This is a genomic window from Companilactobacillus zhongbaensis, assembly GCF_003946515.1.
GTDB lineage: Bacteria > Bacillota > Bacilli > Lactobacillales > Lactobacillaceae > Companilactobacillus > Companilactobacillus zhongbaensis.
Map to the genome: position 1 here is coordinate 85,844 of NZ_RHOM01000003.1, position 26,130 is coordinate 111,973.

The window sequence follows — 26,130 nt, forward strand, 5'->3', positions numbered from 1 at the left end:
AATACCTCTATTTTATTTTTTGTGGCAGACCGCTGATGACGAACCAAACCTCGTCACTCTTGCTGGCAATTAGTTTGTTAACTTCACCATAAATATCGCGCAGCATCCGTGTGTCCTTATCTTCGGGCACAATGCCGAGACCAACTTCATTTGTAACCACGACAAGCGTCTTATTTCGTAAACTATTTACCACCATTATGTTGATCCATTGTTGCAAAATATAATGTGTGACTTCGTCTAATTCTTCCGTACCCATATTATATAGAAAACTTTGGGCATTGGGATATCCACGACCTTCACGCACTTCGTTGACCCAATCGTAAAATAAAGCTGTCACCATATTGGTAACGTCATCAAGTAAGAAATATTTTTTCTTTGAAGTCTCCATGTATTTTGCAACATTAGCATAGCGTTCTTCCGTCATCCACTTCTTCGAACGACGAGCTTGATGTTTTTGAATTCGATCTTCCATTTCTTTATCGCCAGAACGGGAATTACTGGTGGCGATATAACAAACCTCATCATCACGATCAAAAAGATTTTCAGCAAATTCTGATTTTCCACTACGGCAACCACCAGTCACCATGATTAAATGTTCCATATTATTACCTCAATTTTGCAATTTTAATTAGTTCTGGGTGATCCTTTTTAAAATCAATCAGGTTCTGATCTTCAACGACGACGAGTAAAACCGTAGACGGCCCAACAGTTTTTTTCATTTGACTTTGGTCGACGCTAGTTTCCAGTTGGAGAGTTTGTCCGTTGCTGGCTGCTAAAACGCTCATTTCATATTCGATTCCCTTTGAACCTACTGGAATCATATCACTGACGTTGGGATCTTTGCGTAAATCAATTGCATCTTTAACTGTAAAAATATGATCTAGATTAGCTAAAACTTCATTCCCTACTAGTGGTCTCCCCAATTGGAAAATCGTTGCTGGATTTATCTGACGTGTTTTTTCATGTGGAGCTTCGCCAATCACAGTCACACTGACAGTAGTCATTTGAATATCTAAATTATCTTCCGTACTACCGTTGATCGATACTTCTGAATAACCCATGTCAGCTAAGTCTTTTTGCATTTGTTTAATAACCGAAATACCGGTCGGATTGTATTCAACGCTCAATGTATCGACCACATTCAATGGTGTTGCTCCGTATGAGATCAATTCCAGCATGGCTGTTCTCAAGGTAAATGAAACTGATATTTCAGGTGAGCACTTTACAATATCGTACTTACGATCACCGAAACCAGCACTAATATCACAACTGACGACCATATCTTTTTCAGCGGTGATCGGTGTGATCGTTAAATCGCGATATTGATGACTTTTTGCAGACATAACTACTTCCTTTTTCTTTATTTAGTTTGCGAAACTTTTTTTGCGGCAGAAGCTTGATCCATGATCTCGAGAATTTTATCGACATCAACATTTTCAACAAATTCTGCAGTTAGTTTATCATATTGGGTATTTTTAAAATCTTTTAATGAGCCGATGACGTTTTTCAGTGGACCTAGTCCTTTATAGCTGCGGATTTCATTCAAATATTTTCTCGTCCATTCCGGATTATCGAAAATTCCGTGTAAGTAGGTACCAGAAACTTTGTGATCGAAATTAACGGCGCCGTCAAAATGGTCGGCGGGTTCGCCATTGGTTTGAACTATGTGAGCGAAAGGTTTAACATCGTCATCCGAAACCGTCTTCCCCATGTGGATCTCATAACCTTCGACCTCGAGCTTACCAATGGTTGCCTTCGATTGATTGGTCGTCTTCTGGTCTTGATAATAAGTTGTAACGTTCAATAAATTCAAACCGTCTTCTTCAGATATTTTGGACTCAACGGCATCATTATCGATCAACTTTTTGCCTAACATTTGGTAGCCACCGCAAACACCAAAAATAAAAGTCCCTCGCATGTATAAGGATTCAATGGCAGCGTCAAATTTATGTTCTTTTAAATATTTTAAGTCTTCACTAGTACTCTTAGTTCCCGGAATGATTACTAGATCAGGCGTTCCTAATTCGTTCGGGTCTGTTGCATACCGAACAGATACATCTGGATGCATTGCTAAACTATTGAAGTCGGTAAAGTTGGCGATGTTTGGTAGTACTACCACCACCACATCCAAGTCTTTGGAAACGTCCATGACCTTATTCTTTCTATTTAAAGCCACGGAATCCTCGTCATCGATCTTGACGTCAGTATAAGGCATGACCCCTAAAACCGGTACACCAGTCAATGCTTCGATCATATCAACACCACTTTCGAGCATTGATTTATCACCACGGAATTTGTTGATGATGACACCTTTGATCCGGTCTTGATGTTTTTGTGGTAACAACTTGATCGTTCCGTAAATTGAAGCAAAGACTCCACCCTTGTCGATGTCAGCCACTAAAATAACTGGTGCGTCAGCAATATCAGCCATCCCCATGTTGACGAAATCTCGATCCAGTAAGTTGATTTCAGCAGGACTACCAGCACCTTCCAAAACAACATCGTCATAGTCAGCCGTCAATTCTTGATAAATGTGGGTAACTTCATGTCGCAACTTAGTCTTGAGATCTTGATACTGCAAAGTACTCATATCTCCCAAGTCCTTCCCGTTGACGACGACTTGTGTATCGCTATTAGTCGAAGCCTTTAACAAGACCGGATTCATTTTGACATCAGGCATAATCCCAGCTGCTTCAGCTTGAAAAACTTGAGCGCGTCCCATTTCTTGTCCGTTGGCGGTAATATATGAATTTAATGCCATATTTTGAGATTTAAATGGAACTACTCGTTCGCCTTTTTGCAAAAAATAGCGACAAAGTGCTGCCGCCATCCAGCTTTTTCCTGAATCTGATGCCGTTCCTTGAAACATGATCGATCTTGCAGTCATATTACTCCTCCGTCTAAAAAACCGCTTCAACTATTGATGACAAATCGCCAGTGAAACTTTCTTACTATTAAATTGTGGTATGAAAACGACTTGTCCACTAGCCAAATTAGCCGCCGAAGATGCAATATTACCAACACCTGTAGCCTGTTTTAAATCAGGTGAGGATTGGTAATTAATATCGGTCGTAGCTAACTGTTCTTTACTAAAGAAATTAGTCTTAGCTTGCAGTGTTTCAGCCAAGTACTGAATGTTAGCTTGATCTTGATTCAAGTCGATCGAAGCAAGTGACTCGATCGATCCCCAAGATAAGTGGTTGATGCTCATAAACAAGACAAAAGCTGTCTGCACTTCTTCATAAGAAACGTCAGCTGGACAACTGATCCCGAGCACACTTCTCTTCGGTACGACGTGGATCAACTTATCACAACCGTCAAAATCAGTCCGATCGGAGACAACCACTGTTGGGATTGGTCCATCACCAGTGACATCATCTTTAGTAATTCTGGTGAAGCCTGTTAAATTGAGTTGATCATCAAAATAGTAATCTTCCACAAACAGTTTGACTGGGAGCTTTTGTTCCAATCGTCGTTCAACTAATTCAGCATTAGCAGACAAATTAGGACACCAGGCCGTCAAATCTGTTAATAAATTACGAAATATTGTCGATTTTTGAGTATTACTATTGTTCATTGATAACATATCGATCTCCCCCTATGAAGGATTCCCCATAAAAAATAATATTGCCCAGCGGATCAAGCCAAATGAGATCAATCCACTAAAAGATGTTACGTATAAAACTTGAATCGTTTTAAAAATATCTTGATTCGTAGCAATTTTTTCAGTCGCTAAACCAATGAAAGGTTTATTGACGACTTTGCCAAAGTAGTAATGTGGCCCACCCAACTGCAAATCGAGCGCACCAGCAATGACCGATTCTGGATAAGCGCTGTTAGGACTCTTGTGTTTGAGATGATCCCGCAAACCTACTTTGACCGCATTTCGATGATCTAAACGTAAAATAAAACTAGTTATGATCATCAAAACCCAGGTCAATCGAGCAGGAATAAAACCAAAGGCATCATCCATCAAGGCTGAAGTCTTCCCGAGATCAGCAAAACGCTGATTTTGGTAACCGACCATTGAATCCAAAGTATTGACGGCTTTGTAAACCATTCCTAAAACTGGACCACCGATCATCAAGAAAAATAACGGTGCAATCACCCCGTCATTAATATTTTCGGCAATCGTTTCAATAGTAGCCTTGGTGATCTCGTCTTCATTTAATTCATTAGTATCTCGACCAACGATCATCGACAACTGTTTTCTAGCCAAAACTAAGTCGCCTTTTTGCAGCGACTTCATGATCTTGTGAGCTTCGGTCGCTAAGCCTTTGATGGAAATGGTGGTATAAGCTAGATAAGTTCCAATTACTAAATACAACCAGTGATAAAAATCAGCCACGTACAAGATGGCTGCTGAAATTAAGGCAGTTGTCAAAATTACTCCGAACCACATTAAAGTTCCGAGTAAAATTTTTTGCCTGGCAGAACGACTTTTTCGTTCAATTTGTTTGACCGACCAACTAATGACTTTGCCGATCAATTTGACTGGATGAGGCCAACTGTGTGGGTCACCGATCAACAAATCTAAAATAAAACCAATGGCTATCATAAATAAAATATCCATGATCAGTTCTCAACTCCGCAGACTTTTTCTAAAGCCTCAATCAGCTGCACGTTTTCCGAATGTGACTTAACTGCGATACGATAATATCCTGTCGTCAACCCATGATAATTGTCACAGTTACGGATCAATATATCTCGTTGCAGCAATTCATCATACAAATTAATTTCTGGACATGACAATAAGTAATAATTAACTGCTGAAGGATACATTTTAATTGGTTTAAGCGATGCTAAATTTTTTTCTAAATAAGCCTTTTCAGCTGCTAACCAAGTAAAAGTTGCCTGAGAAAAATCTGGATCAGCCAAAACATCAGTCGTGATCCCTGCAGCAAAAGCATTGACCGACCAAGGTTCACAATTTTCCATCAAGGTATTAACGAATTGATGGTTGGGAAACAAGGCCATTCCCAAGCGCAGACCTGGGATCGCATAAAACTTCGTCAATGATTTGATGATGACTACGGAGTCATCGTCTTGTAATTCTTGAACGAACGAAAAATTACGCTGATCATCCAAAAAGTCGATAAAGGCCTCGTCGATGATCAGCCAGATGCCATGATGGTTGCAATAGTTGGCCAATTGGCGCAGTTGATATTTATTCAATAAATCACCGGTTGGATTATTCGGGTTGGCTAGACAAATACAATCGATTGACTGGTGGTCTTTTAAATAGGAAATAAAATCATTGATTTCTAATTTAAAGTCATTACTTTCAGCCAAATGATACCGATCGATCTGCGAACCATTTTTCAAAAAGGCTCGTTCGTATTCCGCAAAACTAGGTGCCAAGAGTAAAGCATTTTTCGCTTCGATCGTTTCAATGACGTTGAAGATCAATTCAACTGAGCCATTGCCGACCCAAATTTTTTGCGGATCATACTGATAGTATTCTCCTAAATTTTCGCGCAGAGCACGATAAGTTACGTCTGGATAATAAATCAAATCACTGATCGACTTTTTCAAATTAGCAATTAATTTATTAGGCATCCCCAAGGGATTAATGTTGGCACTAAAATCGAGGATCTGGCGCTGTCCTGCAAGCTGACGACCGTAACCTCCATGATTAAAGTTTGGCATTTATTTATCCTCGTTCACAAAATTTTTCAAAAGCTTAGGGAATCGTTTCCTGAGCAAAATATAAACGACTTCAGCCAGGATAATGTTGATAATTGCCGCAATTGTCAATTGGAAAAAGTAAGCATAAACTAATTGCTTCAAAATTGGATAGAGCAACAATAGTTCTAAGGGCACGTTCAAAATGTAAGCTACGATATCTGAAACGATAATGTAACCCCACTTTAAGCTACGTTTACCTCTTCTGATAGTGGCGAAAACAATCATCGTGATCATCATGCAAAGTCCGATAATCAAATGAACTGGCAATGTAAGTGGAAAACCAGAAAGCAACGCTGAAACTAAGTGGCCGAATAAGCCGATGAAAGCTCCAGCTACTGGTCCTAGTGCTAAAGCACCGAAGAAAGCTGGGAATGAGTCTAAAGCGACCGAACCCATGATCTTGATGTTCGCTCCCACGATACACAGTGCTAATAAAATAGCTGTTAAAGTCATTTTTTTAATATTATTGTTGTTCATTAGTTATCCCCATTTACTAATTAATAAGTTTGAATCTTGCGAATATCGCGATAAGTTTGTTGGTTAGCTACCATGATATGGTTGACCTTTTGTAAGTTGATGTCATTACCAGAAACGTTACTAATGCGATAGCCTAGGGCTTGGACAAGGACGTTACCAGCAGCAATGTCCCATGGATTCAAAGTTGCTAAGTAGGCAATATGCTTGCCAGTAATGACTTCAACGAATTCCAATCCGGCTGAACCAATAACTCTGATCCCAGCACTGTTTTTGGCGATGCGGATCTCTTCAAACGAATTGCGCAAAAATTGACGCCAAGAAACGCCAACTAAACCTTCCTTGAGTGGCTGTTCAACGGCCTTATGCAGTTTTTCTTGATTGCAGTAAACACCAGTTTCCATGCCACCCCAGTACAATTCGTTATTCATAACATCCATAATACCGGCACACAATGGTTCCCCATCATAATAAGCGCCGATCATGATGGCAAAACAGTCATGTTTTTTGACTAAGTTAAGCGTGCCATCAATTGGATCAACGAAAAAAACTAGTCCCGAATTGATCTGGCCATAGTTTTTCTCAGGCTTTTCTTCACCAATTATCAAAGCATCGGGATAAGCTTGTTGAATGTCTCGATCAAGCATCTTCTCAACTTCATCATCGATACTAGTTACGAGATCATACTCCCCTGATTTGGTACGAATATCATTGATCGAATTCAAATGCCCGTGGACGTACTTATTCGCCGACAAGATCCACGATGTTAAATTGTCTAAAACTTCAGTCTCTGCCGGTTTCATTTTTAACGACGTCCTCCTTTAAATAGTCGATCAACTCACCAATCTGGTTTTCTGGTGATGGATCTTCAATGTTAGAAATGTAATAAATTTTCGTAGCACCCGCTAAAATCAGCTGTTCTTTAGCAAACTCCAAGTCATCATCATTGCGAGCCAAATCGATCTTAGTTACGACTCCGATGGCAGGCTTTAAAAACATCCTAGCGAATCCTGGTGAATAAATTTGGCGCCGATCAGCGACACTTTGCATCATCACGACCACGTCTGAAGCATTGGCGGTAACGTTTAAAGCGGAATACATTCGACGGTGTTCGGTGAATTCTCCCGGTGAATCGATCAAATTATTGAAAAATTCGATAGCTTGAGTCTTGTCGTAATTTTGCTTTTCATGCAACATAACTTGCTTGAAAGTCGTCTTACCACAACCGACAGCACCGACTAAAAAAGCTTTTTTCATGTGGATTACTCCAATCATTCTAATTGATCGTTAAATAGATCATATTTAACTTTGTATCTTTGGAAGATTTTGATCCACGCTTTTCCTAGTAAAAATATTAACACAGCGGTAAAGGCCGCATGAGTGAAGTCAAAAGGAACACTGGCGACAATGGCGGCAATAGTACTCTTCATTGTGATTGGCTTAACGAAACCTAAGATAAAGTAAATATCCATGATCCAACCGTATAAGAAGCCTGTCGCAAATCCCCAAATGGTCAACAACCAAATGCGGACTTTTTTGTCTGACATCAAGCCGGAAATGATTCCTACAACGCCTAGAGCAAACATTTGCCATGGTGTCCAAGCACCTTGACCGAAATACATATTTGAAGCTAAAGCAATGATCGTCCCCATTAAAAAGCCGGTTTCAGGTCCACTGACGATAGCACCGAGGATCAAAATAAATAGTTCCGGTTTTAATGAAGAAAAGGCGGCTAAAGCAATTCGTCCTGCGACCGCTAAAGCACAAATAATAGCGATAAATACAACTTCTCGTGAATTTTTTTGAGAGTGATCAAATCTCCAAAAGTAAACTCCCATAGTCACGAATAAAAATACAAATGATAGTAATAAATAATTCTTGCTTCCTAATGCATCGAGCAATACTAAAATCACGATCGATGCGACTAATAATAACCATAATCTACGATTCATTTTTAATGATGTCCTCCCAGATCAAGGCTTTAGGGAAATAGTCCCGGCAAGCCTTGTTGATTTCCGTAGTATAAAAGTATTTGTTAGGGAAAAATTTAATTGGTGGTTCAAACTTCCCTAAATGACCATCAAACATCAAGGCGACGTAATCGAAATATTGCGTGGAAAATAAAACGTCGTGCGTGTTTGCAATGATAGTCCCGCCATTTTGTTGATATGAAACCAATAAATTGGCGACTTTTTGCTTCATATTCGGATCTAATCCTTTAGTAGGTTCGTCGAGAAATAGCAAAGTTGGATCTTTGATCAATCCGATCACTAGTGCTAAATACTCTTGCTGACCCCCACTTATATCGTAAGGAGAAACATCTTGAATATTTTCTAATTGATAAGTGCTCAAATATTGTTGAATTAATTCATCAGTCACCTTTTGGTCAGTTTGTTGTAGCTGATAAGAAATCTCTTCTTTGACTGAATCGCCGACGAACAACAACGCCGGATTTTGCGGTAGGACAAACAATTGATCAAAAAATTCTTTGCCCATTTTTTTGATGTTTTGACCGTTGATCGAAACGGAACCGTTAAGTGCCGACAACTGCTTAGTCAAAACTTTCAGCAGCGTCGTTTTACCAACACCGTTTGGACCCAGAATGGCATAAGACTTCCCCTGCTCCAGTTCAAAGTTAATGTCATCCAAAATATTGGGAACGTTGAACTCAAAACGGAAGTTCAAACGTTTAACTTGAAAAATGACCTTTGAAGGCTGATCATCCTTGCCAACGTGGTCTCGATAATGCAAATACTCATATTGTTGCGAAACGATCTCGCTCAAGCGACGGTTACTCAATGGCAATTTCAAAGTTGGAAAATTTTGGTCCAATTGTTGTTCCAAAAATAGTCGATCAGTTTGAGGAATATATGCTTGATAATCGACTTTTTCAAACAGCTTGCGAAGTGCCTTATCCGTTGGTAGATCCATTTTGATCTGACCTGATTCGACCAAGATGATCCGATTAACGTAGTAAACCGCTTGTTCAAGTGAATGCTCGACCAAAACTACAGTAATATTTAGATCACTATTGATCTTCTCGACCATTCGGAAAAACTTCTCCGAGGTGATAGGGTCAAGTTGTGAAGTCGGTTCATCCAATAGCAAGATCTCCGGATTCAAGATCAAGGCTGTAGCAAGATTAATGATTTGCTTTTGACCACCAGAAAGTTCTTCTTCTTTAAGATCCATCAAATCGACGATGTCGAAGTAAGTCGCGATCTCAGCAATCTTTGAATGGATCATCTCAGGAGTTGCCCCCATATTTTCTAAAACGAAATGAAATTCATCGCGAGCAGTTTCCGTCACCATCTGGTTGTCGACAAACTGCGAGATATAGGCGACACGGTTAAAATCATTGTTGTCATCATTATTAAACAAAGTTAACTTACCTGCCGTAGCTTTACCTAAAGCTAGCTCCGGCTTCAATTGACGTAATAAGGTACTCTTTCCACTACCTGTTTCACCAATGATCAAGGCAAAATCACCTTTGTTGATCGATAAATTGATTCGATCTAACGATATCTTTGTGCTGTTGGAATATTTGAAGCTGTAGTCTTCGAAATGAATGATTTCCACCATAAGTAATGAAACTCTCCTATCAGTATTGGATAAATAATTGCAATGAAATTAAGGAAGATAATGATCCCGATCAACCAAGTAAACCGGAAGTCAACGTTTCCCGATCCGAAATTAACTTGGCCGATCCCCTTAGTAAGCATAACTAAATTAAAAATAATTGAAATAGTCAAAAATGACCGCATTATGTAGTCGCTTACTTTGTTGGTCTCATGCACAAAACTTTGTCTTCTTTGATTGTACCCTTTACTGATAAGTGAGTCAGACATGTTCATGAAATTAGAAATCGACTTGTTTAAGACAATTTCGTTCAAATGCATCGTCTGCTTGATTCGATTAATTCGGCCCTTATCCCTTGTCGGACTTGAGTTTCTGAACTTGTACAACTGACGAACATCATTAAAAATATCGATGATTTTAGGGATAAATTTGACCGTCAGCACGAAAATAATGGCTATACTTTTGAAAACATTGGACAAGATTTCGAAAATCAATTTTGTGTGCGTCAAGGCATCGTAAATGTAAAATGACCACAAAATGTTCAAAAACGAGATTCCCAAAATAAATCCATTCGTCAGTGACTGAGTTGAGATCGTAACAAATGGGATTTTCAATAAAACATCCGCCCCATTTTGATTGATAACTAAGTTGAAAAGCAACGTCAACAAGAAAATCAGTCCCGAAGCCTTTAAAAAACTAACAAATTTCTTTCGTCTGACTAACCAACTCGTAGTTATTAGACAAATAAAAATGTCAATCGTGATATATGGATTATTGAAGATCAACGAAATAAAGATAACATTCGCTAAATACATCAATAAGGTTAAATTATTTACGCTGAGCGTAAAATTCTTGATCAGTTTATGCATTAGGCATAATTCCCCTTAAAAAAATAAAAGGACACACTAAAAGAAGTGTGACCATTTTATCCTATGATTTTGTTATTTCAGGGATATCAAACCCTAGTTTCTGATGCAAAGCATCGATACCTTTTCGCAAGGCAGATTCTACAGCGCTGACATCCCCTGTTAAAACAACCGAACCACTAAAACGGTCGATAAAAGCAATTTTAACATCACCTGATTTACTGGCAACATCGGAGATGATCGCAGCTGCTTCAGGAGGCGTTATAGTAATTATACCAATAGAAATATTCGTTTCATCTATCCCAATACTTCTTAATATTTTCGTATTTGGCATAGCGATCACGTGTGCAAGCGTAATTTGCTTTCCTGGTACTGATTCTTGTATAACTCTTCTCAATCCGTTTTGTTCTGTCATTTTATTCATCCTAGCTAAACTAATCTAAATACATCACGAGCGATAACGATTTCTTCATCAGTTGGGATAACAGCAATATTGACTTTACTATCATCAGCACTGATCACGATCTCACTAGTCTCGTTACGACTGTCGTCAATTTCAGCTCCTAGGTAGTGGAAGTTGTCCATGACGGCTTTTCTAATGTTCGCATCGTGTTCACCAACTCCAGCTGTGAAGACGATCGTATCGACGCCATCCAATTCGGCAATATAAGAACCGATAACCATTTGAATACGGTGAACGTAGGCTTTAATGGCTAACTCAGCTCGAGCATTGCCCTCTCTGGCTGCTTTTTCAACGTCACGAACATCACTGGATACACCGGAAATTCCGAGTAAACCGGATTTCTTGTTGAGGAGATCTTTGATATCTTCAGCGTCTAGATCTTCATTTTCCTGAAGGAATGGGATAATTTGTGGATCTAGATCACCTGAACGAGTACCCATGATCAAACCTGCAAGCGGTGTGAATCCCATGGAATTGTCGATTGTCTTCCCGTCTTTGATGGCGGAAATACTAGCGCCGTTTCCAAGGTGGCAACTAATGATCTTCGAATCCGCATTAGGGAACAAGTCTTGAACTCGTTCCGAAATATAAAGATGACTAGGACCATGGAAACCGAAACGCTTGATTCCATATTTCTTGTAATATTCGTAAGGTATAGCATAAAGACCATTTTCTGGAGGGATAGTCGAATTAAAGGCGGTATCAAAAACTGCTACTTGAGGGGTCTTAGGCAAAATCTTATCGAAGGCTTTAATGCCTAATAAGTTGACCGGATTGTGTAATGGTGACAAAGCAGAGAGCTTATCGATGGTTTTCTCTACGTCGTCATTAACGATGACGGACTTTTCATACTTTTCGCCACCATTGGAAATTCGGTGCCCAACACCTTTGATCTCATCAAGATCAGCAACAATCTTGTTGTCGACCAAACCATTAATAACTAATTGAACAGCCTTATTGTGATCTGGGACATCTAATTCTTGATGTTTCTTTTGATCACCAAAAGCAATATCAAAGACAGCATCGGAAAAACCGATTCGATAGACTTGGCCTTTGGCAATCAAGTTTTCCTCGGGCATTTCGAACAATTTAAATTTTAAAGATGAACTCCCAGAATTTATTGCTAAAATTTTTGATACCATAATCACCCATCCACTTCTAAATATTTAACTAACCAATAACTTTTTCATAAACAGCACGAAGATCATCATCGCTAGGTACAACAGGGTTACCTGGGAAGGTAGCATCCTTTTTAGCGTATTCGATCACACGGTCTGTTTCTTTGACTGCTTCATTACGATCAACACCAAAGGCACGCAATGATTTTGGACAATTCATTTCTTGCATCATTTGGTGGATCGTTCTTTCGATCTTACGAACAGCCACTTTGTCGCCAACTGATTTGCCAACTAAGCCACATTTGCGTGCGGCAGCAGCGTATTTCTTCAAAGCAACTTCGTCATGCTCAGCGTTGTATTCAACGACATAAGGTAATGTCATCGCACAAGCTAACCCATGTGGCATGTGGAAAATTGCTCCAAGTTGATGCGCAATCGCGTGACAAAATCCAAGACCAGCGGCATTAAAGGCCATACCAGCAGCTGTGGAAGCTTCGTGGACTGTCTTTCTTAGTTCATAATTTTGAGGCTGCTTCATGACAACTTCGACTAGATCGTCAAAGATGACACTCATAGCTTTTTCAGAAAATGCTTCTGTAAACAAATTACTATCTTTAGCAACTAATGATTCTAAGGCGTGAGTCAAAACGTCCAAGCCTGAAAAAGCCGAGACAGAGGCTGGCGCACTCATTACTAACTCAGGGAAAAGAATCGAGATGTCAGGTGTTAAGTAATCATCCATAATTGGAAACTTAACGTTGTTCTTATCGTCAGTAATTACCGCTGTATTAGTAACTTCTGAACCTGTACCACTAGTTGTTGGGATACCGATGAAACATGCAACTTTAGTGTTGGCTACTTTTTCACCGAAGAAACGAATTGCTTTAGCTGTATCGATGGCTGAACCACCACCGACTGCGATCATGATCGTAGGCTTAACTTTTTCAAATACTTGCACACCAGCAATAATGTTGGTTAGTGGAGGATTTGGCTTAACATCTGAAAAGACCTCGACATGATTATTGGCATGAACGTGACTTCTGATTTTGTTCAACTCATCGCTACCATCAAGAAATGGATCACAAACCATAAGGATTGTTTGATCTTTAATGGCATCGAGTGTGTCGAGACTGTCCTTACCAGAAATAATATGTGGTTTTAAACTAAAATCTACTACCATTATTTACACTTCCTTATTATTTGTTCCAAGTCTTCAATGAGAATCCTTGTGGTGAATTTAATCTACGACGACGAGTGAATGACTTAGCTGTCGTTGTACCTTCACCAGTTGGTGTAGCAATTGTTAGAGCTGAAGCACCAGTGAATCCAACACCTGTTCCGGCATATGTAGGACCGTTAACAACGAAAATTGAAGTATTCATACGGTGAGCGGCTTTGTTAATGTGGATCAAGTTGTTTGAGTGAATTGATGCTGTATGGTGGTTTCCACCTTCAACGTAAACAGCAGTCTTCAAAGTACTATCAAAGTCAGGACAGCAAACAACTGGAATAATTGGCATTAACATTTCTGTTAATGTGAATGGATGATCTTTGTCAGCTTCCAAAATGATGATCTTAGGATCGCCTGTATATGAGATGTGAGCTTCATCAAGAATGAAAGTAGCATCTTTACCGACAAACTTACGGTTAGGTGTACCATTCTTGTTGATTGTCAAATCGATCATATGGTCGATGTCAGCTTTGTTAGTAACCATGAAGGCACCTTCAGCTTCCATCTTTTGGATCAATTCATCTTTAACAGCTTTTTCTACAACAACTTCTTTTTCAGCGGTACATAAAATATCGTTATCAAAAGCAGCTGAGTCAACGATGTTGTGAGCAGCTAAATCAATATCAGCTGTAGCATCAACGATTGCAGGAGGGTTACCAGCACCAGCACCGATAGCCTTCTTACCACTTGTCATGGCCTGATGAACTACGGCTGGTCCACCAGTAACTGACAAGGCAGCGATATCAGGATGTTTCATCATTCTTTGAACAGCTTCGATTGAAGGTTCATTGATACCAGTAACTAAGTTCTTAAGACCAGTTGCTTGGTAAACGAATTCGTTCAATTTTTCGATTGTCCAACGAGTGATGTTCTTTGCACCTGGGTGAGCACCGAAGTATACGGTGTTACCACCAGCAAGCATCATAATAGCGTTAGCAATAACAGTTTCTGAAGGGTTAGTACTGGGACCAACAGCACCAATAACACCATAAGGTGCATATTCGTACATGATCAAACCACCATCACCTGTTTCAGCTTCTGGTTGTAAGATTTCTGGTCCTGGTGTGTTGTACAAAGCATTGTTCAACTTAGCGATCTTTGCATCAACAGTACCCATGCCTGTTTCTTCTTTGATTTGTTTTGCCATCCATTCGATATATGGCTTGAAACCTGTCTTGATCGCATCGATAACTTTGTTTCTAGTTTCGATCGATGCATCAATAAATGTATCCTCAGCTGCTTTTGCAGCTGCAATAGCATCGTCAACATTATCAAAAATACCATTCTCGCCCGAATCAGTAGATCCTAAACTTGAACTACCATTTGATGCATTTTGTAATTCTTCGCTAAGGATGCTTCTAATTTTTTCTTCTAAATTGTCCATTATTTAAGTCCTTCCTTAATGTAGTTGACGATTGCAAGACTGACTGCTTGGTCTTCTTCAACAGCACCGCCACTTACTCCTACAGATCCAACAATTTGATTGTTTACGATAATAGGATTGCCACCAGCAAATGATGCTAGCTTGCCGTCCAACATGCCTCCCATTTGATACAATGGAGCACCTGGTTGGATCTGGTCGCTAATGTCTTTCGTTGGCATTTTCATGGCTACAGCTGACCATGCCTTTTTTGGAGCAAGTTCTAGGCTGACCATGTTTGCGTTTGGCATATGATAAGTCAAAATTGGTTGAGCATATGCATCAGTGATACACATTGTGACCCCAACGTTGATCTCATTAGCCTTTTTTTCACCGGCATCTAAAGCCTTTTGAAGATTTTGTCTGCTAAAGGCTGAAGTGCCATCAGAGCATTTAATTGCACTTTGTACGTTTACAAAAAGATTTTCTGGTGTCATCGTTAATTCACTTCTTTCTTATACTTTTCAAGAACTTTATCAACTAAGCCTTCTAGCTGGTCGACATAATCTTCGTCTCTGGCCAAGATGTATAGAAAATCTGACAGACGGTTGACGTATTTCATCAAGTCAGGCCGGACTTTCGTATCATCGTTTAGATGATCTACTAAGCGCTCAGCTCTCCGACAAACGGAACGACACAAATGCAAGTGTGCACCGGCTACGCTACGTCCAGGTAAAATAAACTCGTGAAGCACTGGCAATTTTGCTGTGTATTCGTCGATCACATTCTCTAGAAGTTTTGTATCATCAGGTCCGATGCTCTTGCTATTTTTGTAAAAATTAGCAGTATCAACATTGGCTAATTCTCCTGCAACGATAAACAGATTGTTTTGAATCGTATCGAGGATCTCGACGTTTTTCGGATCTTTACAAAACTTTTGAGCAACACTAATCTGACTATTCAATTCATCGATCGAGCCATACGTCTCGACTCGCAATGAATATTTTTTGACACGTGTGCCGTCGTACAGAGAAGTTTTACCTTTGTCACCTTTTTTTGTATAAATTCCCATGATTAATTCCTCTACTTATCAAACCTATCGATTATTCCGACAATTGCGGAATCACTAGCCTCGTTTTTAACTGGACCATTCTTCGTATCTGAGATACGTGCAGCTGCACCTCTTACTAAGAGAACAGTTTCTCCGATACCTGCTCCAACAGTGTCGATCGACACCTCTTCGCAACGTACTGGATTTTTGGAACTGTCGATCGGTTGAACGATCATTAATTTTTTGCCGACCAATGAATGGGCTTTTTGAGTAGATACAACACTACCAACCACAACTCCCATGTACATTTTCTTCAATCCTTTCCACTGTCTCTATTTTTCTAGAATATAGTTCTTCTTTGGCATAATCCGTGATCAATTGAGCATTGCTCTTCAATAAATAACTACCCTTTTCCAAAAACATTACGTCATTGCGAGTAATAGCTTTTCTATCGATTGCGTTGATCGATCGACCATCCTTACTAGTGAAAGTAAATGGCGTCCGGACTACCAAATTCCAAGGTAACAACTGCAGATCTGAAAATCCGAGTTTTAATTCGAACTTCTCGTCGTAGCTCAAACCTTTTTGGATCCAATCGACCCATGGATTTTCTGTCTTGAATCCGTTTAAATCACGGATCAATGACAGATCCATCGACGATATTACGACTGATTTATTTTCTAAAAAAACTTTTTCATCCGGGACATTGCCCCGACTTTCAACCTTAAAAGTGTTATGCGATCTAGTTTCAATGACTTGCATCACTGCATTGATCAATTTGTCTTGATCAGTATTCATCTAGGTCACCACCCTTTCCATAAGGTCTATTTATTATCATCATCTTGGATGATGTATGCTTTGGTATCGCTTTGAACGTTCGCTGCATTTGCTTCATCAGTATCGATGTGCATTTCTGTTACGAAGTCTTCACGAGGTCTAGCAATCACGTCACCATAAATTGTGCAACGATCTTTTGACTGGATCTTGACCTTAACGGTGTCACCGTATTTAACGCCATATTTTTCAGCATCAGCTAAGCTCATGTGAATGTGACGTTTAGCAGCGATAACTCCTTGGACCTTGATCTCAGCATTATCAGATTTAACTGTTAGTGATGGTGTGCCATCTAAGTTACCTGACAAACGAATAGGAGCATCAATATCTAATTGACGAGCTTCTGTTCTTGAAATCTCGATTTGTGAGTGACTTCTAGCAGGTCCCAAAAGTCTTACGTGTGGGATCTGGAAGCCGTTAGGGCCAACCAAAGTTACGGTTTGCTTAGCAGCAAAGTCGGCAGGTTGTTTCAATTGACGATACAATTCAAACTTTTGACCTGGGAACAATGTTGCAAAGTCTTCTTCTGATAAATGAATGTGGTGGTTTGAAACACCGATATCGATGGCACCATCATCATTATTTAATTCTTCGCTAATGATTCGACGAATCATTGTGCGTAGTTGTTCGTCATTCATTCTGGTTCCTCCACTCTAGTAATTACAGATTATTTGTTGTTTGGTAAGATTTTTTCAACATCTGCGTGTGGACGAGGGATTACGTAGCTTGATACCACTTCTCCAACTTCTTCAGCTGATGAAGTACCTGCATCAACGGCAGCTTTAACGGCACCAACATCACCACGGACGATAACTGTTACTAATCCTGAACCGATTTTTTCGTAACCTTCGAGAGATACGTTAGCAGCCTTAACCATTGCATCGGCAGCTTCGATAGCACCTACTAAACCTTTTGTTTCGATCATTCCTAATGCGTTATTCATAATTGTTTCCTCCAAGTTTATTTTTTCTTGTTGTTGTTGCTATTGTTCTTGGTATTTCTTGTGCTTCTTGTACGTCTTGTAGTTGATTTCGTGTTTGAATTTGTTTGACTAGGTTTTGCAGATTCTGTCTTGTCCGTATCTGCTTTTTCTTCAGTATCGTTTTCCGTTTCTGGAGCAACTGGTGCACCAGATTTGGCATAACTGAACTCGGCAAGATCACCGGCAGGTCTAGCAATAACTCTCGATGAAACAAATTTACCCACTTTTTCAGCTGAATCTTGGCCTGCTGCCACACTGGCATTTACAGCACCAACATCACCTGTGACATAAACTGTCATCCAACCATCGCCACGAGCACGTTCAACTTTTTCAATTTGAACGTCGGCCGTTTTGACCATTGAATCAGCAATATAAACGGCTGTTGAATAACCAACAACTTCGACTAATCCAAGGGATTCACTCATTTTTATTCACCCTTTTCTTTAATGTCTTTGAATGGGACGCCTTTAACTAAGCGTGCGGCATTAGTACCTAAATGATTAATATCTTCTTGATCTGAAATACTTACTTTAAAAAGTGGTTCATCTTTAGGAAGATTCTTTTGGTGTAAGTATGCGAAGTTTTCGTCATAAGCTAAGCCAACTCCTAGTTGGGAGGCTAATGCAGCTTGGTAAGCTTTTTCTACTGTTGACATGTTTGATAAATTCTCGATGTCGCTATCGTTGATTTCTCGAAAAGGAATTCCTTCCTCTTCGATTCCATACAGGGCTGTTTGAAATAATCTTGAATCACTAGCTTGAGCGATAAATATTTCTGGCTTTTTAACATCCATTATTTATTCCTCAAACTTTCGGCATAAGTTAAGATCAAACCTGTTGCAACAGCATTTCTTGGTCCTTCGATAGCACGAATGTTACCGCGACCTGCTACCAAGTTGTAATGTGATAGTTCATCAGTAACTAGTTGTGGGATCTCAAAGTCTAGTGCGGATCCACCAACGATTACGACGAATGGGATATCACGAATGTTTCCGGTTGGGGAAACATGTTTCAATGCTCTAATGGCATTTTCGACAAAGACACGCTTTTTGGCAGTTTGTCTAATTGTCTTGATTTTTTCAATGCTCAAATCGCCTGGAACAGGAACGAATCCATCTGGTTTGACGACGACCGTCTTGGCAAACAAGTTACCAGGTAGGGCCTTATCAAAAAATTGAACTGATCCATCTTCATGGCGAATGAAGAACAAGCTTTCAACTTTTGCTAATGGATATTTTTTAATATCTTCTGCTAAGTACAGATCATCTAAACCTAATTCAGAGTTGATGATCATTGAAACCATGTCTCCAGCACCTGCCAAGTGAATGGCAACTGATTCGCCTTCTGGATTGATGATCGAAGCATCAGTTGATCCAGCACCTAGGTCTAGGATGGCCATTGGTGCAGATGTACCAGGAGTTGTTAAGGCTCCTAAGATAGCTGATTGTGCTTCAGCACCACCAATTTCAACTTTCACACCGAAAGCTTTTTCCATTTCGTCAGCGATCATTGACATTTGCAAGTGATCGGATTTAACCATCGAGGCGATCCCAACGGCTTGTTCCATTGAGAACTCTCCGGCTAGTCCACCTTTAACATTGATTGGAACCGAAGTATTAACAGCTAACAAGTCTTGAATGGCAATGTCATCCATTTGCTTATCAGTTAATTTAGCCATCGTTTCTCGAACACGCTCGAGCATTCCACCAATGTTAGTTCCAGATTCACCAGTTACATCATCGATTTGTTCAAATGATGAAACGGTGTCCATGATCTTGTCGGCACCACCTGATAGTCCTACCGTCTTTGGCATTGGTTTACCGTGGATAGTAATTGAACCAGCAGGAATAACTCTTTCCTTAACGTCACCCTTAGGTGTTTTGATGACCACAGCCGATCTATTGCCGATCAATGCTCTGGAAACAGGCACGATATTCTTGGTCTCCTCTGAACTTAAGTTAAAGACAGTTGCAATACCATAAGGGTTTGATAATTGTGAAATTACCTTACCTTTATCAGCTACTTCAACGGCCGATAACATGTTCATTGGGATCTTGTCGATGAAGGCAACTTCATCAACGATTGGAATAGTCTTGTCTAGTCGATTGTCGACCAATACACCGTCGTCAGATTGCAAGATCGCAGCAGTTACTTTGTAGCCGTGTTCCCAATAGGTGTTGATCAATTTTGCGACATCCGCAAAATCCAACTCTTCGGGTACTACTACTACGTAGTCTCTTCCGTCGACTCCTTTATCAGCTAAATCACGAATATCTACCGTGTATCCAATGCCGACTCCAACGCCACCAGGTGTTTTGGGATTGTGTCCGATCATAGTTGATTCTGTAATAACTGTTTCGGTGATTGTTTCCATCGCAACGTCACCAATTACGGGAGTTGCCTCGTTGATCCGGATCAAGTCAACGTCTTCAATGGCAATTGAACATTTCTTCAACAAACCATTGATCGAATTCCTGATCCCCATCATGTTTTGCTTAGTACCTTTGATACCGGTAGTTTCAGCAATATTTGAATTTACAAAATTTATAGAACCATCACTGGAAATTTCTGCTAACACGACTTCCGTGGATGAATTCCCAATATCAACGCCAATTACTCTTTGCAAATTTTTCACCAACTAGAATTAACTAGTTGTCTCCTTTGAGTTTCTTACGTTTTTCGTATTCGTCAGCAGCCTCACGAACAAATGCACCACAAATCTTTGCACCGTATTTGTTTTCAAGCTCTTCAGCCATATCGATCAATTCTTGTTTCGATGAACGGTATGGACGAAGTGAACCGTACATTTCCAAAACTCTTTCATCAGGGATCTTTGTCAATTCAGCAGCACGATCAAAGTTACTTTGGATCGATGCTCTTCCGGCACTAGCAGCGATTTGTCCTTGTGCCTTCAAAGTTGCTGGAGAGATACGAAGATCTTCTGGTTTAACGTCACCGTTAATAGCGGCTTCAAGTGTAACGTCTTTAACGTTCTTACCTGTTGGGGCATTAACTAGATCTGGATGTTTTTGGAAAAATGGGTAGTCAGCTTGAGTCATAGTCTTACCTGAAGTAGGAGCTGATTGTGGACTGGCTGTTGCAGTATTTGTGCTTGATGAACTGTTAGCTTGTTCTTCTTGCACGTTATTAACAATTTTGCTAATTAAATCATTTATTTCTGTCATTAATACCACCTGTAGATTAGTCGAAGTTTACTTCGATTTCGTCTGGTCCCTTTCCAGTTACAACGTATTTTGTTTCCTTGATGTGCATCAAAGCTGACTTAGCTTGATACTTAACACGAGCCATTTGATCGTTAACTGTTGGTACCGGTGTAGGTGATTCACCTTTGGCATAACGAGCAGCGTTAGCACCGATAGCACGGTAAGTCTTCAAATCAATAACTGGTGCTTGTGGGAACAATTCAAGGTTTGATAATGGTTCCAAATCCTTTTGATGAATAATACTTGTACCTTTTGATTGAATAGCTACGGAAACTCCTGAACCTGAGTATTGGTCACCTTCAGAACCGGCGAATGAAACGTCAGCTGTACGGTAAACTTTGATAACTCTGGCTTTAAGTCCTTGCTCTTCGATTCCGGCAGTAACTTCACGGAGGATGTCCTTATGTTTGATACCCTTCAAGTTTTCTGTCATATGTTCAGCAAATCCTGGTAAAACAGCAACGACAACTTCATCAGTTGAAGTTCCCTTCTTAGCAGGACCAACATGCTTGAACCAATCTAGTTGAAGTGGTGCATCTGTTCCTGGAGCTCGTTTAGTAGCTGTAGCTGTTGCAGCTGAGCTACTTGCCTGATTGCCGTTAAAATCGACTTTTTTATCAGTTGCCTTTGTTTCTGTAATAACTTGACGAATTATTTCTCTTAATAATTTTTCATTGATTTCTTCACTCATTAGTTGAACCTCCCTTCACACTATCTTTTTATACGTCAGCTGGATTGATGGCCATTGGAACATCTTTGATCTTTTCCCAAAGTTCGTCATCAATATGGTATCCAGTACCTGGACCGTTATAGTCGTTCGTATTGTTTACGGCTGAAATGACATTCCAGTCTTTGTCAAAGATAGCTGAAGTTTGTAGGAAGTCTCCGGCGATTCTTTGTTGAAGTAAGTTCAATACGGCTTGGGCAACGTCTGTGAAACCACCAGCGTAAAGTCCTTTAATAACATCAACACCGGTTACACCACGATCCATAAGATCTTGGGCAGCCTTCATATCTTCAACCATGTTACGTTCAGGCATATCTTTTGAAGTGAAAGCGTAAGTTGCGGCTTCAACTTCTTCGTCTGTGATCTCAGGAAGATCAAGTGACTTGAAGACAGCTTGCAAGGCTTTAGCAGCTTTGTTTCTAGCTTTGATGATGTCTGCTTCTTTAACTGGGACTAAACCACCGTTGACCTTGAGGTCACGTTGCATAGCATAGTAATCATCGTAGTCAGTAGCGTCCATGTTTGATCCAGCGAAAGTATTATCGTAGTTAGGAACTGATGAGTAACCTGATGAAATGTAGTCTGTTCCGGCAAGGAATTGACCTAATAATCTTTCAGTTCTACGGATGTCTGAATGTGAGAATGCTTGGTCATTACCAGAAGCACACTCGATATCCATTGCCATACATAGAAGGTTTTCACCAAGAACTTCACGAATACCTGATGGAACAGCTCCGGGGATACCGATACATGAAACAGCACCATTTTGAAGACCTTGTACACCACAACCTTTAGTGATGAAAATACAACGTGCTTCAAGGTAAAGCATTGATTTCTTTTCTGCATATCCCATCATAACTTCAGAACCTGAACCTGATGTGAAACGCATCTTCAAACCACGTGATGCATAACATGATGCCAAGAATCCTTTAGACCAAGGAGTGTCATCACCATCAGTAAATACTTGTTCTGTACCATAAACGGAAATTGTTTCAGCATAAGCAGTGAATCCACGCATACCTAAACTCAACTCTTCAGCTTCCTCAACTGAACATTGTGTTAAGACACCGGGACGACCAGTTTGTGCTCCGACCATGATCGAAATAGCATTCATTGGTGCGTAACGAGCAACCGCTGTAGTTGTTTCTTGTTCTGGGAAACCTCTGAGAGCTGCATCGGCAGCATCAGCGGCGATAAGAACAGGATTATCACGGATGTTGGTAACGTGACCTTGGGTAGCAGGAGTCTTACGTGGACGCATCTTTTGTGTTGCCATCATCATTTCAACGAAGTTTAGTTGACTAATAACTTCGGCAGCCTTTGCGGGTGTAAATCCTGTTGTGATAGGAATGATCTTGTCACGTGTTACGTTAGGATCACAAAGCATGTTTGCAATTTTTTGTGAATCCATAGCTAATACTTTTTCAGTAGTGTCAAGGTTGATGGCGTGTTTTGCGATGAAGACATCGATCAAATCGAAGTCTTCTTTCTTTTTACCGTCTAACTCAACAATTTCACCATTTTCAATTTTTACACTAGGTTTTGGATCATAAGGTCCGTCCATTGCGACGAAACCTTCTTCAGGCCATTCATCAACAAATCCATCTTCATGAACTGGTCTTTTTTCCAATTCCTCAAATCTCTTTTGTCTCTTCAAATTATCCACCTCACGTCTGGACATTCTTATTATTTTCTAGATGTATGAAGGGTAATCATTTGTTGGTGTTCCACCTAGTTGGCTCAATAATTTGATACCAACATCACGGGCAGAAAGGACTGCTTGTCTAACAGCTCCTGATTCACCAGAAATGTGTAAAATACCCTCGTTTGAAAAACTTGTTCCGTGTGCTGGTGATGCGAATGAAATTGCCTCAACATTTGCGGCTTTCAATGAAACATCCGCCATGACAACGCCGATACCTGATGGGGCACCAGCAATCAATCCGTAAGCTTTTCCTTCAGGAGCACCGAAGGCTAAGTTACATACTTGACTTGCACGGGCTGTGTATTGTAATTCCAAGTGACCTGCTGGAGTGTTATAAACATCTCCGAAGTGCTTTGGAACATTCTTTAAGGCAATGTGTACGGCTTGACGGACGTCAGAAACGTCGTCCCCTCCGACAATTACTAAAGAACCATGTCCAGCTCCACCTTTTGTATCACGAGGCATTTGAACACTAATAGCTTCTGTATTAGTTCCCTTAACGGCCTCGTCCATTGACATAATTTGTGGTCCGCCACCAGTTCTAGCGGATAAAATTCCAATTGAACGATATTCATGATCAACGTGTAGATTCTTCAATAATTCTGGATCCACATTGGCAATTGCCATACCGATCGTGTCACCAATTGGAGCTGTACCAATAAATTCTGTTACTCCATTAATAGATGAACTCAAGCGACTCACACCTGCTTTCTGTTTGTCATTAATTACATTATTTCTAAGCACCTGAGATAAAACTCTTTCGACTAGTTCATTTTCGTCAGGCTCAGTCATAGGCTATTCCCCTACTTCTTTGCTGTTTCTAATGCGATTAGTTTGTCGACATCTTCATGTGGTCTTGGGATTACGTAGTTAGATGTAACCTCACCAATATTTTCAGCGGCAGAAACACCAGCATCAACTGATGCATTAACAGCTCCAACATCACCACGGACCATAATAGTAACCAATCCGTGTCCAACTTTTTGTTCGCCAACTAATGTAACGTTAGCTGCTTTGAGCATTGCATCGGCAGCTTCAATAGCTGGGACCAATCCTCTTGTTTCTACCAAACCTAAGGCTTCGAGTGCCATAATTAGTACCTCCATTAATTAAAAATTGAATACTCCTAGAGTATAGATGAAATATTGGAAAATAGTTGTTAATTTTGTAACAATGCCACAATATTGAAAATCCACTATTTTGTCCATTCACAATATAAAACCACATATAAAAGCGTTTTCCACCACGAATATCACATATTTCACAATGTAAGCGGTAGCATCAATCAACTAAAAAATGAAAACCCTTGCAAATATCTTGTCCTCTTTACAATATATTGCTGTATTAGCGCTACCATTGTTGATATATCAACGTTTTATTTTTATAAAAAATTAAAATTTGAGATAAATATTGACCATTTACCCCTAAAATGTGACACTAATCATAATTATGTGAAGTCACAAACAATTAGGAGTGATTTAAATGGTAATGAAGGTCGTAGCCTTTTGTGGAAGTAGCAAAACAGGTAGCTATAATCAATATTTAATAAATTTTCTTCGTAAAAAATACATTAATGAAATGAATTTACAAATATTATATATCGATGATCTACCATTTTTACGTTTCAGTAAATATGCTGACTTTCCATCAAAAGTGAAGTATATGTGTGAAAGTATTAGATCAGCTGACGGACTAGTTATCGCTACTCCGGAAATTAATCATGGAATGACAGCTAACATAAAAAATGCCATCGACTGGTGTTCGATGGTCCCTTCTCTACTACTGCATAAACCTGTGATGTTGATGGGAGCTTCAACCGGTCCTTTAGGAACTGTCAGAGCACAAATGCAGCTACGACAAGTTCTCGAATCTCCAATGATCAATGCTCATGTCACTCGTTCGATCGAATGTCTCGTAACTAACGCTGCTGATTTATTTGACGAAAACGGCAACCTCACTTCTCAAAAGTCAATTGATGTAATGGAACAACAATTTAATGAATTTAAGAGTTTAGTAAATGAAAGACAAAAGGAATTAGCCAATGAATAACGAAGAAACAGCTCCAGAAAGAATCATCCAAGAGTATGTTCCTGGTAAGCAGATCACGTTGGCACACATCATTGCCAACCCGAATCCTGACCTATATGAAAAACTCGGCGTACTCGATACTACCGATCCCATCGGTATCATTACTTTGACACCGGCAGAATCAACCATCATTGCCGGTGATATTGCGGTCAAATCTGGTGATGTAAAAGTCGCTTTTTTGGATCGGTTTAGTGGTTCACTGTTTTTAGTCGGTCGAATCGACGATCTTGAAACTTCTTTGCAAAGTGTGCTCGATTATTTTGAAAATCGACTGAAATTTAGTGTTACAATGATAACCAGAAGTTAACCAAATTTGAGGGGGAAATTATGAAAAAACTAACTTCATTACTACTTGCATTGCTATTACTAGTGGGGACAGTTGCTCCGGCATCCACCGCCCAAGCTAAGAGTAGCAACAACAACAAGATCAAGGTTACTTATGTCTTGAAGAAGAATAAGAAGACTATTTCTAAGAAGAAATTGACTCTTAAGAAAGGCTCATCAGTTATGACTGGTCTTAAAAAAGGCTGGAAAGTTTCTGAAAGTAAAGGTTTTATTACTTCTATCGATGGACACAAGCAAAACGATAAGAAGCAAGTTTACTGGACATTTACTGTTAATAAGAAACAAGTTAATGTGATGGCTAGCAAGAAGAAGCTTCATAACAAGGATCATGTACAATTTAAGCTTGCTAAGTATGAAGCTAAATAGTGATTTTGATTTTTAATTTTTGATTTTCGA

General features: G+C 39.8%; 33 protein-coding genes. 3 read left to right on the plus strand and 30 right to left on the minus strand.

Annotation, left to right across the window (positions count from 1 at the left end; genetic code table 11):
• Positions 1–7: 7 nt before the first annotated feature.
• The 30 genes from EKM69_RS02350 to EKM69_RS02495 all read right to left on the minus strand — a co-directional run bounded on the left by EKM69_RS02350 (position 8) and on the right by EKM69_RS02495 (position 24,392).
• Positions 8–601, minus strand: a complete 594-nt coding sequence (locus tag EKM69_RS02350; protein ID WP_125707728.1) for a bifunctional adenosylcobinamide kinase/adenosylcobinamide-phosphate guanylyltransferase — start codon at positions 599–601, stop codon at positions 8–10.
• A 4-nt stretch (positions 602–605) separates the two neighbouring features.
• The gene (locus EKM69_RS02355; RefSeq protein ID WP_125707731.1) at positions 606–1,343 is read right to left on the minus strand and encodes a hypothetical protein; all 738 of its coding nucleotides are present in this window, start codon (positions 1,341–1,343) and stop codon (positions 606–608) included.
• A gap of 17 nt (positions 1,344–1,360) precedes the next feature.
• Positions 1,361–2,887 (minus strand): cobyric acid synthase, encoded by a 1,527-nt coding sequence (locus EKM69_RS02360; RefSeq protein WP_125707733.1) that lies wholly within the window; start codon positions 2,885–2,887, stop codon positions 1,361–1,363.
• A gap of 30 nt (positions 2,888–2,917) precedes the next feature.
• Positions 2,918–3,586 carry a cobalamin biosynthesis protein gene (locus EKM69_RS02365; protein ID WP_125707736.1) on the minus strand — a complete coding sequence of 223 codons (669 nt, stop codon included), beginning with the start codon at positions 3,584–3,586 and terminating at the stop codon, positions 2,918–2,920.
• A gap of 12 nt (positions 3,587–3,598) precedes the next feature.
• The gene (gene cbiB, locus EKM69_RS02370) at positions 3,599–4,573 is read right to left on the minus strand and encodes an adenosylcobinamide-phosphate synthase CbiB (protein ID WP_125707738.1); all 975 of its coding nucleotides are present in this window, start codon (positions 4,571–4,573) and stop codon (positions 3,599–3,601) included.
• Positions 4,574–4,575: 2 nt separating this feature from the next.
• Positions 4,576–5,649 (minus strand): threonine-phosphate decarboxylase CobD, encoded by a 1,074-nt coding sequence (gene cobD, locus EKM69_RS02375; RefSeq protein WP_125707740.1) that lies wholly within the window; start codon positions 5,647–5,649, stop codon positions 4,576–4,578.
• Complete coding sequence (locus tag EKM69_RS02380; protein ID WP_125707742.1) at positions 5,650–6,165, minus strand: ECF transporter S component; 516 nt, start codon at positions 6,163–6,165, stop codon at positions 5,650–5,652.
• Positions 6,166–6,185: 20 nt separating this feature from the next.
• Complete coding sequence (locus EKM69_RS02385; RefSeq protein ID WP_125707744.1) at positions 6,186–6,965, minus strand: inositol monophosphatase family protein; 780 nt, start codon at positions 6,963–6,965, stop codon at positions 6,186–6,188.
• Entirely contained in the window at positions 6,946–7,419 is a 474-nt protein-coding gene (locus EKM69_RS02390) for a EutP/PduV family microcompartment system protein (protein ID WP_125707746.1), read from the minus strand. Before EKM69_RS02390 ends, EKM69_RS02385 begins: the two co-directional genes overlap by 20 nt.
• Before the next feature lie 14 nt (positions 7,420–7,433).
• Complete coding sequence (locus EKM69_RS02395; protein ID WP_125707748.1) at positions 7,434–8,114, minus strand: ECF transporter S component; 681 nt, start codon at positions 8,112–8,114, stop codon at positions 7,434–7,436.
• Positions 8,104–9,744, minus strand: coding sequence for an ABC transporter ATP-binding protein (locus tag EKM69_RS02400; protein ID WP_125707750.1), 1,641 nt, complete (start codon positions 9,742–9,744; stop codon positions 8,104–8,106). The genes EKM69_RS02395 and EKM69_RS02400 overlap by 11 nt, the downstream gene beginning before the upstream one ends.
• Positions 9,678–10,610: an energy-coupling factor transporter transmembrane component T gene (locus EKM69_RS02405; RefSeq protein WP_125707752.1), complete on the minus strand. Its 933-nt coding sequence runs from the start codon at positions 10,608–10,610 to the stop codon at positions 9,678–9,680. The genes EKM69_RS02400 and EKM69_RS02405 overlap by 67 nt, the downstream gene beginning before the upstream one ends.
• 61 nt (positions 10,611–10,671) lie before the next feature.
• Positions 10,672–11,022 (minus strand): BMC domain-containing protein, encoded by a 351-nt coding sequence (locus tag EKM69_RS02410; protein WP_125707754.1) that lies wholly within the window; start codon positions 11,020–11,022, stop codon positions 10,672–10,674.
• Positions 11,023–11,036: 14 nt separating this feature from the next.
• On the minus strand, positions 11,037–12,212 hold the full coding sequence (locus tag EKM69_RS02415) for an acetate/propionate family kinase (protein ID WP_125707756.1): 1,176 nt from the start codon (positions 12,210–12,212) through the stop codon (positions 11,037–11,039).
• A gap of 28 nt (positions 12,213–12,240) precedes the next feature.
• The gene (locus EKM69_RS02420) at positions 12,241–13,368 is read right to left on the minus strand and encodes a 1-propanol dehydrogenase PduQ (RefSeq protein ID WP_125707758.1); all 1,128 of its coding nucleotides are present in this window, start codon (positions 13,366–13,368) and stop codon (positions 12,241–12,243) included.
• Positions 13,369–13,384: 16 nt separating this feature from the next.
• Positions 13,385–14,803 carry an aldehyde dehydrogenase family protein gene (locus EKM69_RS02425; RefSeq protein WP_125707760.1) on the minus strand — a complete coding sequence of 473 codons (1,419 nt, stop codon included), beginning with the start codon at positions 14,801–14,803 and terminating at the stop codon, positions 13,385–13,387.
• Positions 14,803–15,276 (minus strand): GlcG/HbpS family heme-binding protein, encoded by a 474-nt coding sequence (locus EKM69_RS02430; RefSeq protein ID WP_125707762.1) that lies wholly within the window; start codon positions 15,274–15,276, stop codon positions 14,803–14,805. Before EKM69_RS02430 ends, EKM69_RS02425 begins: the two co-directional genes overlap by 1 nt.
• 2 nt (positions 15,277–15,278) lie before the next feature.
• On the minus strand, positions 15,279–15,851 hold the full coding sequence (locus EKM69_RS02435; protein WP_125707764.1) for a cob(I)yrinic acid a,c-diamide adenosyltransferase: 573 nt from the start codon (positions 15,849–15,851) through the stop codon (positions 15,279–15,281).
• Between the two features lie 11 nt (positions 15,852–15,862).
• Positions 15,863–16,138 (minus strand): EutN/CcmL family microcompartment protein, encoded by a 276-nt coding sequence (locus EKM69_RS02440; protein ID WP_125707848.1) that lies wholly within the window; start codon positions 16,136–16,138, stop codon positions 15,863–15,865.
• Positions 16,113–16,628 carry a PduM family microcompartment protein gene (gene pduM, locus EKM69_RS02445; protein ID WP_125707766.1) on the minus strand — a complete coding sequence of 172 codons (516 nt, stop codon included), beginning with the start codon at positions 16,626–16,628 and terminating at the stop codon, positions 16,113–16,115. Before pduM ends, EKM69_RS02440 begins: the two co-directional genes overlap by 26 nt.
• 26 nt (positions 16,629–16,654) lie before the next feature.
• Positions 16,655–17,302: a phosphate propanoyltransferase gene (gene pduL / locus EKM69_RS02450; protein WP_125707768.1), complete on the minus strand. Its 648-nt coding sequence runs from the start codon at positions 17,300–17,302 to the stop codon at positions 16,655–16,657.
• Positions 17,303–17,331: 29 nt separating this feature from the next.
• A complete protein-coding gene (locus EKM69_RS02455) occupies positions 17,332–17,610 on the minus strand; it encodes a BMC domain-containing protein (protein WP_269464895.1) in 279 nt (92 codons plus the stop codon).
• A 14-nt stretch (positions 17,611–17,624) separates the two neighbouring features.
• Positions 17,625–18,071 (minus strand): BMC domain-containing protein, encoded by a 447-nt coding sequence (locus EKM69_RS02460; RefSeq protein WP_125707770.1) that lies wholly within the window; start codon positions 18,069–18,071, stop codon positions 17,625–17,627.
• A gap of 2 nt (positions 18,072–18,073) precedes the next feature.
• Positions 18,074–18,439, minus strand: a complete 366-nt coding sequence (locus EKM69_RS02465) for a glycerol dehydratase reactivase beta/small subunit family protein (protein WP_125707772.1) — start codon at positions 18,437–18,439, stop codon at positions 18,074–18,076.
• On the minus strand, positions 18,439–20,271 hold the full coding sequence (locus EKM69_RS02470; RefSeq protein ID WP_125707774.1) for a diol dehydratase reactivase subunit alpha: 1,833 nt from the start codon (positions 20,269–20,271) through the stop codon (positions 18,439–18,441). The genes EKM69_RS02465 and EKM69_RS02470 overlap by 1 nt, the downstream gene beginning before the upstream one ends.
• 22 nt (positions 20,272–20,293) lie before the next feature.
• Entirely contained in the window at positions 20,294–20,830 is a 537-nt protein-coding gene (locus EKM69_RS02475; protein ID WP_125707776.1) for a diol dehydratase small subunit, read from the minus strand.
• 16 nt (positions 20,831–20,846) lie between these two features.
• Positions 20,847–21,560 (minus strand): propanediol/glycerol family dehydratase medium subunit, encoded by a 714-nt coding sequence (locus EKM69_RS02480; protein ID WP_125707778.1) that lies wholly within the window; start codon positions 21,558–21,560, stop codon positions 20,847–20,849.
• Positions 21,561–21,588: 28 nt separating this feature from the next.
• Entirely contained in the window at positions 21,589–23,253 is a 1,665-nt protein-coding gene (locus EKM69_RS02485; protein ID WP_125707780.1) for a propanediol/glycerol family dehydratase large subunit, read from the minus strand.
• A 36-nt stretch (positions 23,254–23,289) separates the two neighbouring features.
• Positions 23,290–24,093, minus strand: a complete 804-nt coding sequence (gene pduB, locus EKM69_RS02490; protein ID WP_125707782.1) for a propanediol utilization microcompartment protein PduB — start codon at positions 24,091–24,093, stop codon at positions 23,290–23,292.
• An 11-nt stretch (positions 24,094–24,104) separates the two neighbouring features.
• Positions 24,105–24,392 (minus strand): BMC domain-containing protein, encoded by a 288-nt coding sequence (locus EKM69_RS02495; protein WP_048702440.1) that lies wholly within the window; start codon positions 24,390–24,392, stop codon positions 24,105–24,107.
• Positions 24,393–24,783: 391 nt separating this feature from the next.
• Between EKM69_RS02495 and EKM69_RS02500 the strand changes: the two genes are divergently transcribed.
• Genes EKM69_RS02500 through EKM69_RS02510 form a run of 3 tightly spaced genes read left to right on the plus strand, consistent with a single transcriptional unit; the run spans position 24,784 to position 26,100 of the window.
• Positions 24,784–25,350, plus strand: coding sequence for an NADPH-dependent FMN reductase (locus tag EKM69_RS02500; protein WP_125707784.1), 567 nt, complete (start codon positions 24,784–24,786; stop codon positions 25,348–25,350).
• On the plus strand, positions 25,343–25,696 hold the full coding sequence (locus EKM69_RS02505) for a BMC domain-containing protein (RefSeq protein ID WP_125707786.1): 354 nt from the start codon (positions 25,343–25,345) through the stop codon (positions 25,694–25,696). The genes EKM69_RS02500 and EKM69_RS02505 overlap by 8 nt, the downstream gene beginning before the upstream one ends.
• A gap of 20 nt (positions 25,697–25,716) precedes the next feature.
• A complete protein-coding gene (locus EKM69_RS02510) occupies positions 25,717–26,100 on the plus strand; it encodes a DUF4430 domain-containing protein (protein WP_125707788.1) in 384 nt (127 codons plus the stop codon).
• The last annotated feature ends 30 nt before the right edge of the window (positions 26,101–26,130 follow it).

Coding starts and splice junctions, on each gene's coding strand:
- EKM69_RS02510 (WP_125707788.1), top strand. CDS start 25,717: ATGAAAAAACTAACTTCATTACTACTTGCATTGCTATTACTAGTGGGG.
- EKM69_RS02500 (WP_125707784.1), top strand. CDS start 24,784: ATGGTAATGAAGGTCGTAGCCTTTTGTGGAAGTAGCAAAACAGGTAGC.
- EKM69_RS02435 (WP_125707764.1), bottom strand. CDS start 15,851: ATGGGAATTTATACAAAAAAAGGTGACAAAGGTAAAACTTCTCTGTAC.
- EKM69_RS02495 (WP_048702440.1), bottom strand. CDS start 24,392: ATGGCACTCGAAGCCTTAGGTTTGGTAGAAACAAGAGGATTGGTCCCA.
- pduM (WP_125707766.1), bottom strand. CDS start 16,628: ATGAATACTGATCAAGACAAATTGATCAATGCAGTGATGCAAGTCATT.
- EKM69_RS02480 (WP_125707778.1), bottom strand. CDS start 21,560: ATGAGTGAAGAAATCAATGAAAAATTATTAAGAGAAATAATTCGTCAA.
- EKM69_RS02440 (WP_125707848.1), bottom strand. CDS start 16,138: ATGTACATGGGAGTTGTGGTTGGTAGTGTTGTATCTACTCAAAAAGCC.
- cobD (WP_125707740.1), bottom strand. CDS start 5,649: ATGCCAAACTTTAATCATGGAGGTTACGGTCGTCAGCTTGCAGGACAG.
- EKM69_RS02420 (WP_125707758.1), bottom strand. CDS start 13,368: ATGGTAGTAGATTTTAGTTTAAAACCACATATTATTTCTGGTAAGGAC.
- cbiB (WP_125707738.1), bottom strand. CDS start 4,573: ATGGATATTTTATTTATGATAGCCATTGGTTTTATTTTAGATTTGTTG.
- EKM69_RS02415 (WP_125707756.1), bottom strand. CDS start 12,212: ATGGTATCAAAAATTTTAGCAATAAATTCTGGGAGTTCATCTTTAAAA.
- EKM69_RS02410 (WP_125707754.1), bottom strand. CDS start 11,022: ATGACAGAACAAAACGGATTGAGAAGAGTTATACAAGAATCAGTACCA.
- EKM69_RS02460 (WP_125707770.1), bottom strand. CDS start 18,071: ATGAGTGAATCCCTTGGATTAGTCGAAGTTGTTGGTTATTCAACAGCC.
- EKM69_RS02360 (WP_125707733.1), bottom strand. CDS start 2,887: ATGACTGCAAGATCGATCATGTTTCAAGGAACGGCATCAGATTCAGGA.
- EKM69_RS02405 (WP_125707752.1), bottom strand. CDS start 10,610: ATGCATAAACTGATCAAGAATTTTACGCTCAGCGTAAATAATTTAACC.
- EKM69_RS02475 (WP_125707776.1), bottom strand. CDS start 20,830: ATGACAGAAATAAATGATTTAATTAGCAAAATTGTTAATAACGTGCAA.
- EKM69_RS02385 (WP_125707744.1), bottom strand. CDS start 6,965: ATGAAACCGGCAGAGACTGAAGTTTTAGACAATTTAACATCGTGGATC.
- EKM69_RS02400 (WP_125707750.1), bottom strand. CDS start 9,744: ATGGTGGAAATCATTCATTTCGAAGACTACAGCTTCAAATATTCCAAC.
- EKM69_RS02365 (WP_125707736.1), bottom strand. CDS start 3,586: ATGTTATCAATGAACAATAGTAATACTCAAAAATCGACAATATTTCGT.
- EKM69_RS02430 (WP_125707762.1), bottom strand. CDS start 15,276: ATGACACCAGAAAATCTTTTTGTAAACGTACAAAGTGCAATTAAATGC.
- EKM69_RS02350 (WP_125707728.1), bottom strand. CDS start 601: ATGGAACATTTAATCATGGTGACTGGTGGTTGCCGTAGTGGAAAATCA.
- EKM69_RS02505 (WP_125707786.1), top strand. CDS start 25,343: ATGAATAACGAAGAAACAGCTCCAGAAAGAATCATCCAAGAGTATGTT.
- EKM69_RS02380 (WP_125707742.1), bottom strand. CDS start 6,165: ATGAACAACAATAATATTAAAAAAATGACTTTAACAGCTATTTTATTA.
- EKM69_RS02425 (WP_125707760.1), bottom strand. CDS start 14,803: ATGGACAATTTAGAAGAAAAAATTAGAAGCATCCTTAGCGAAGAATTA.
- EKM69_RS02395 (WP_125707748.1), bottom strand. CDS start 8,114: ATGAATCGTAGATTATGGTTATTATTAGTCGCATCGATCGTGATTTTA.
- EKM69_RS02390 (WP_125707746.1), bottom strand. CDS start 7,419: ATGAAAAAAGCTTTTTTAGTCGGTGCTGTCGGTTGTGGTAAGACGACT.
- EKM69_RS02465 (WP_125707772.1), bottom strand. CDS start 18,439: ATGGATGTTAAAAAGCCAGAAATATTTATCGCTCAAGCTAGTGATTCA.
- pduL (WP_125707768.1), bottom strand. CDS start 17,302: ATGAATGACGAACAACTACGCACAATGATTCGTCGAATCATTAGCGAA.
- pduB (WP_125707782.1), bottom strand. CDS start 24,093: ATGACTGAGCCTGACGAAAATGAACTAGTCGAAAGAGTTTTATCTCAG.
- EKM69_RS02355 (WP_125707731.1), bottom strand. CDS start 1,343: ATGTCTGCAAAAAGTCATCAATATCGCGATTTAACGATCACACCGATC.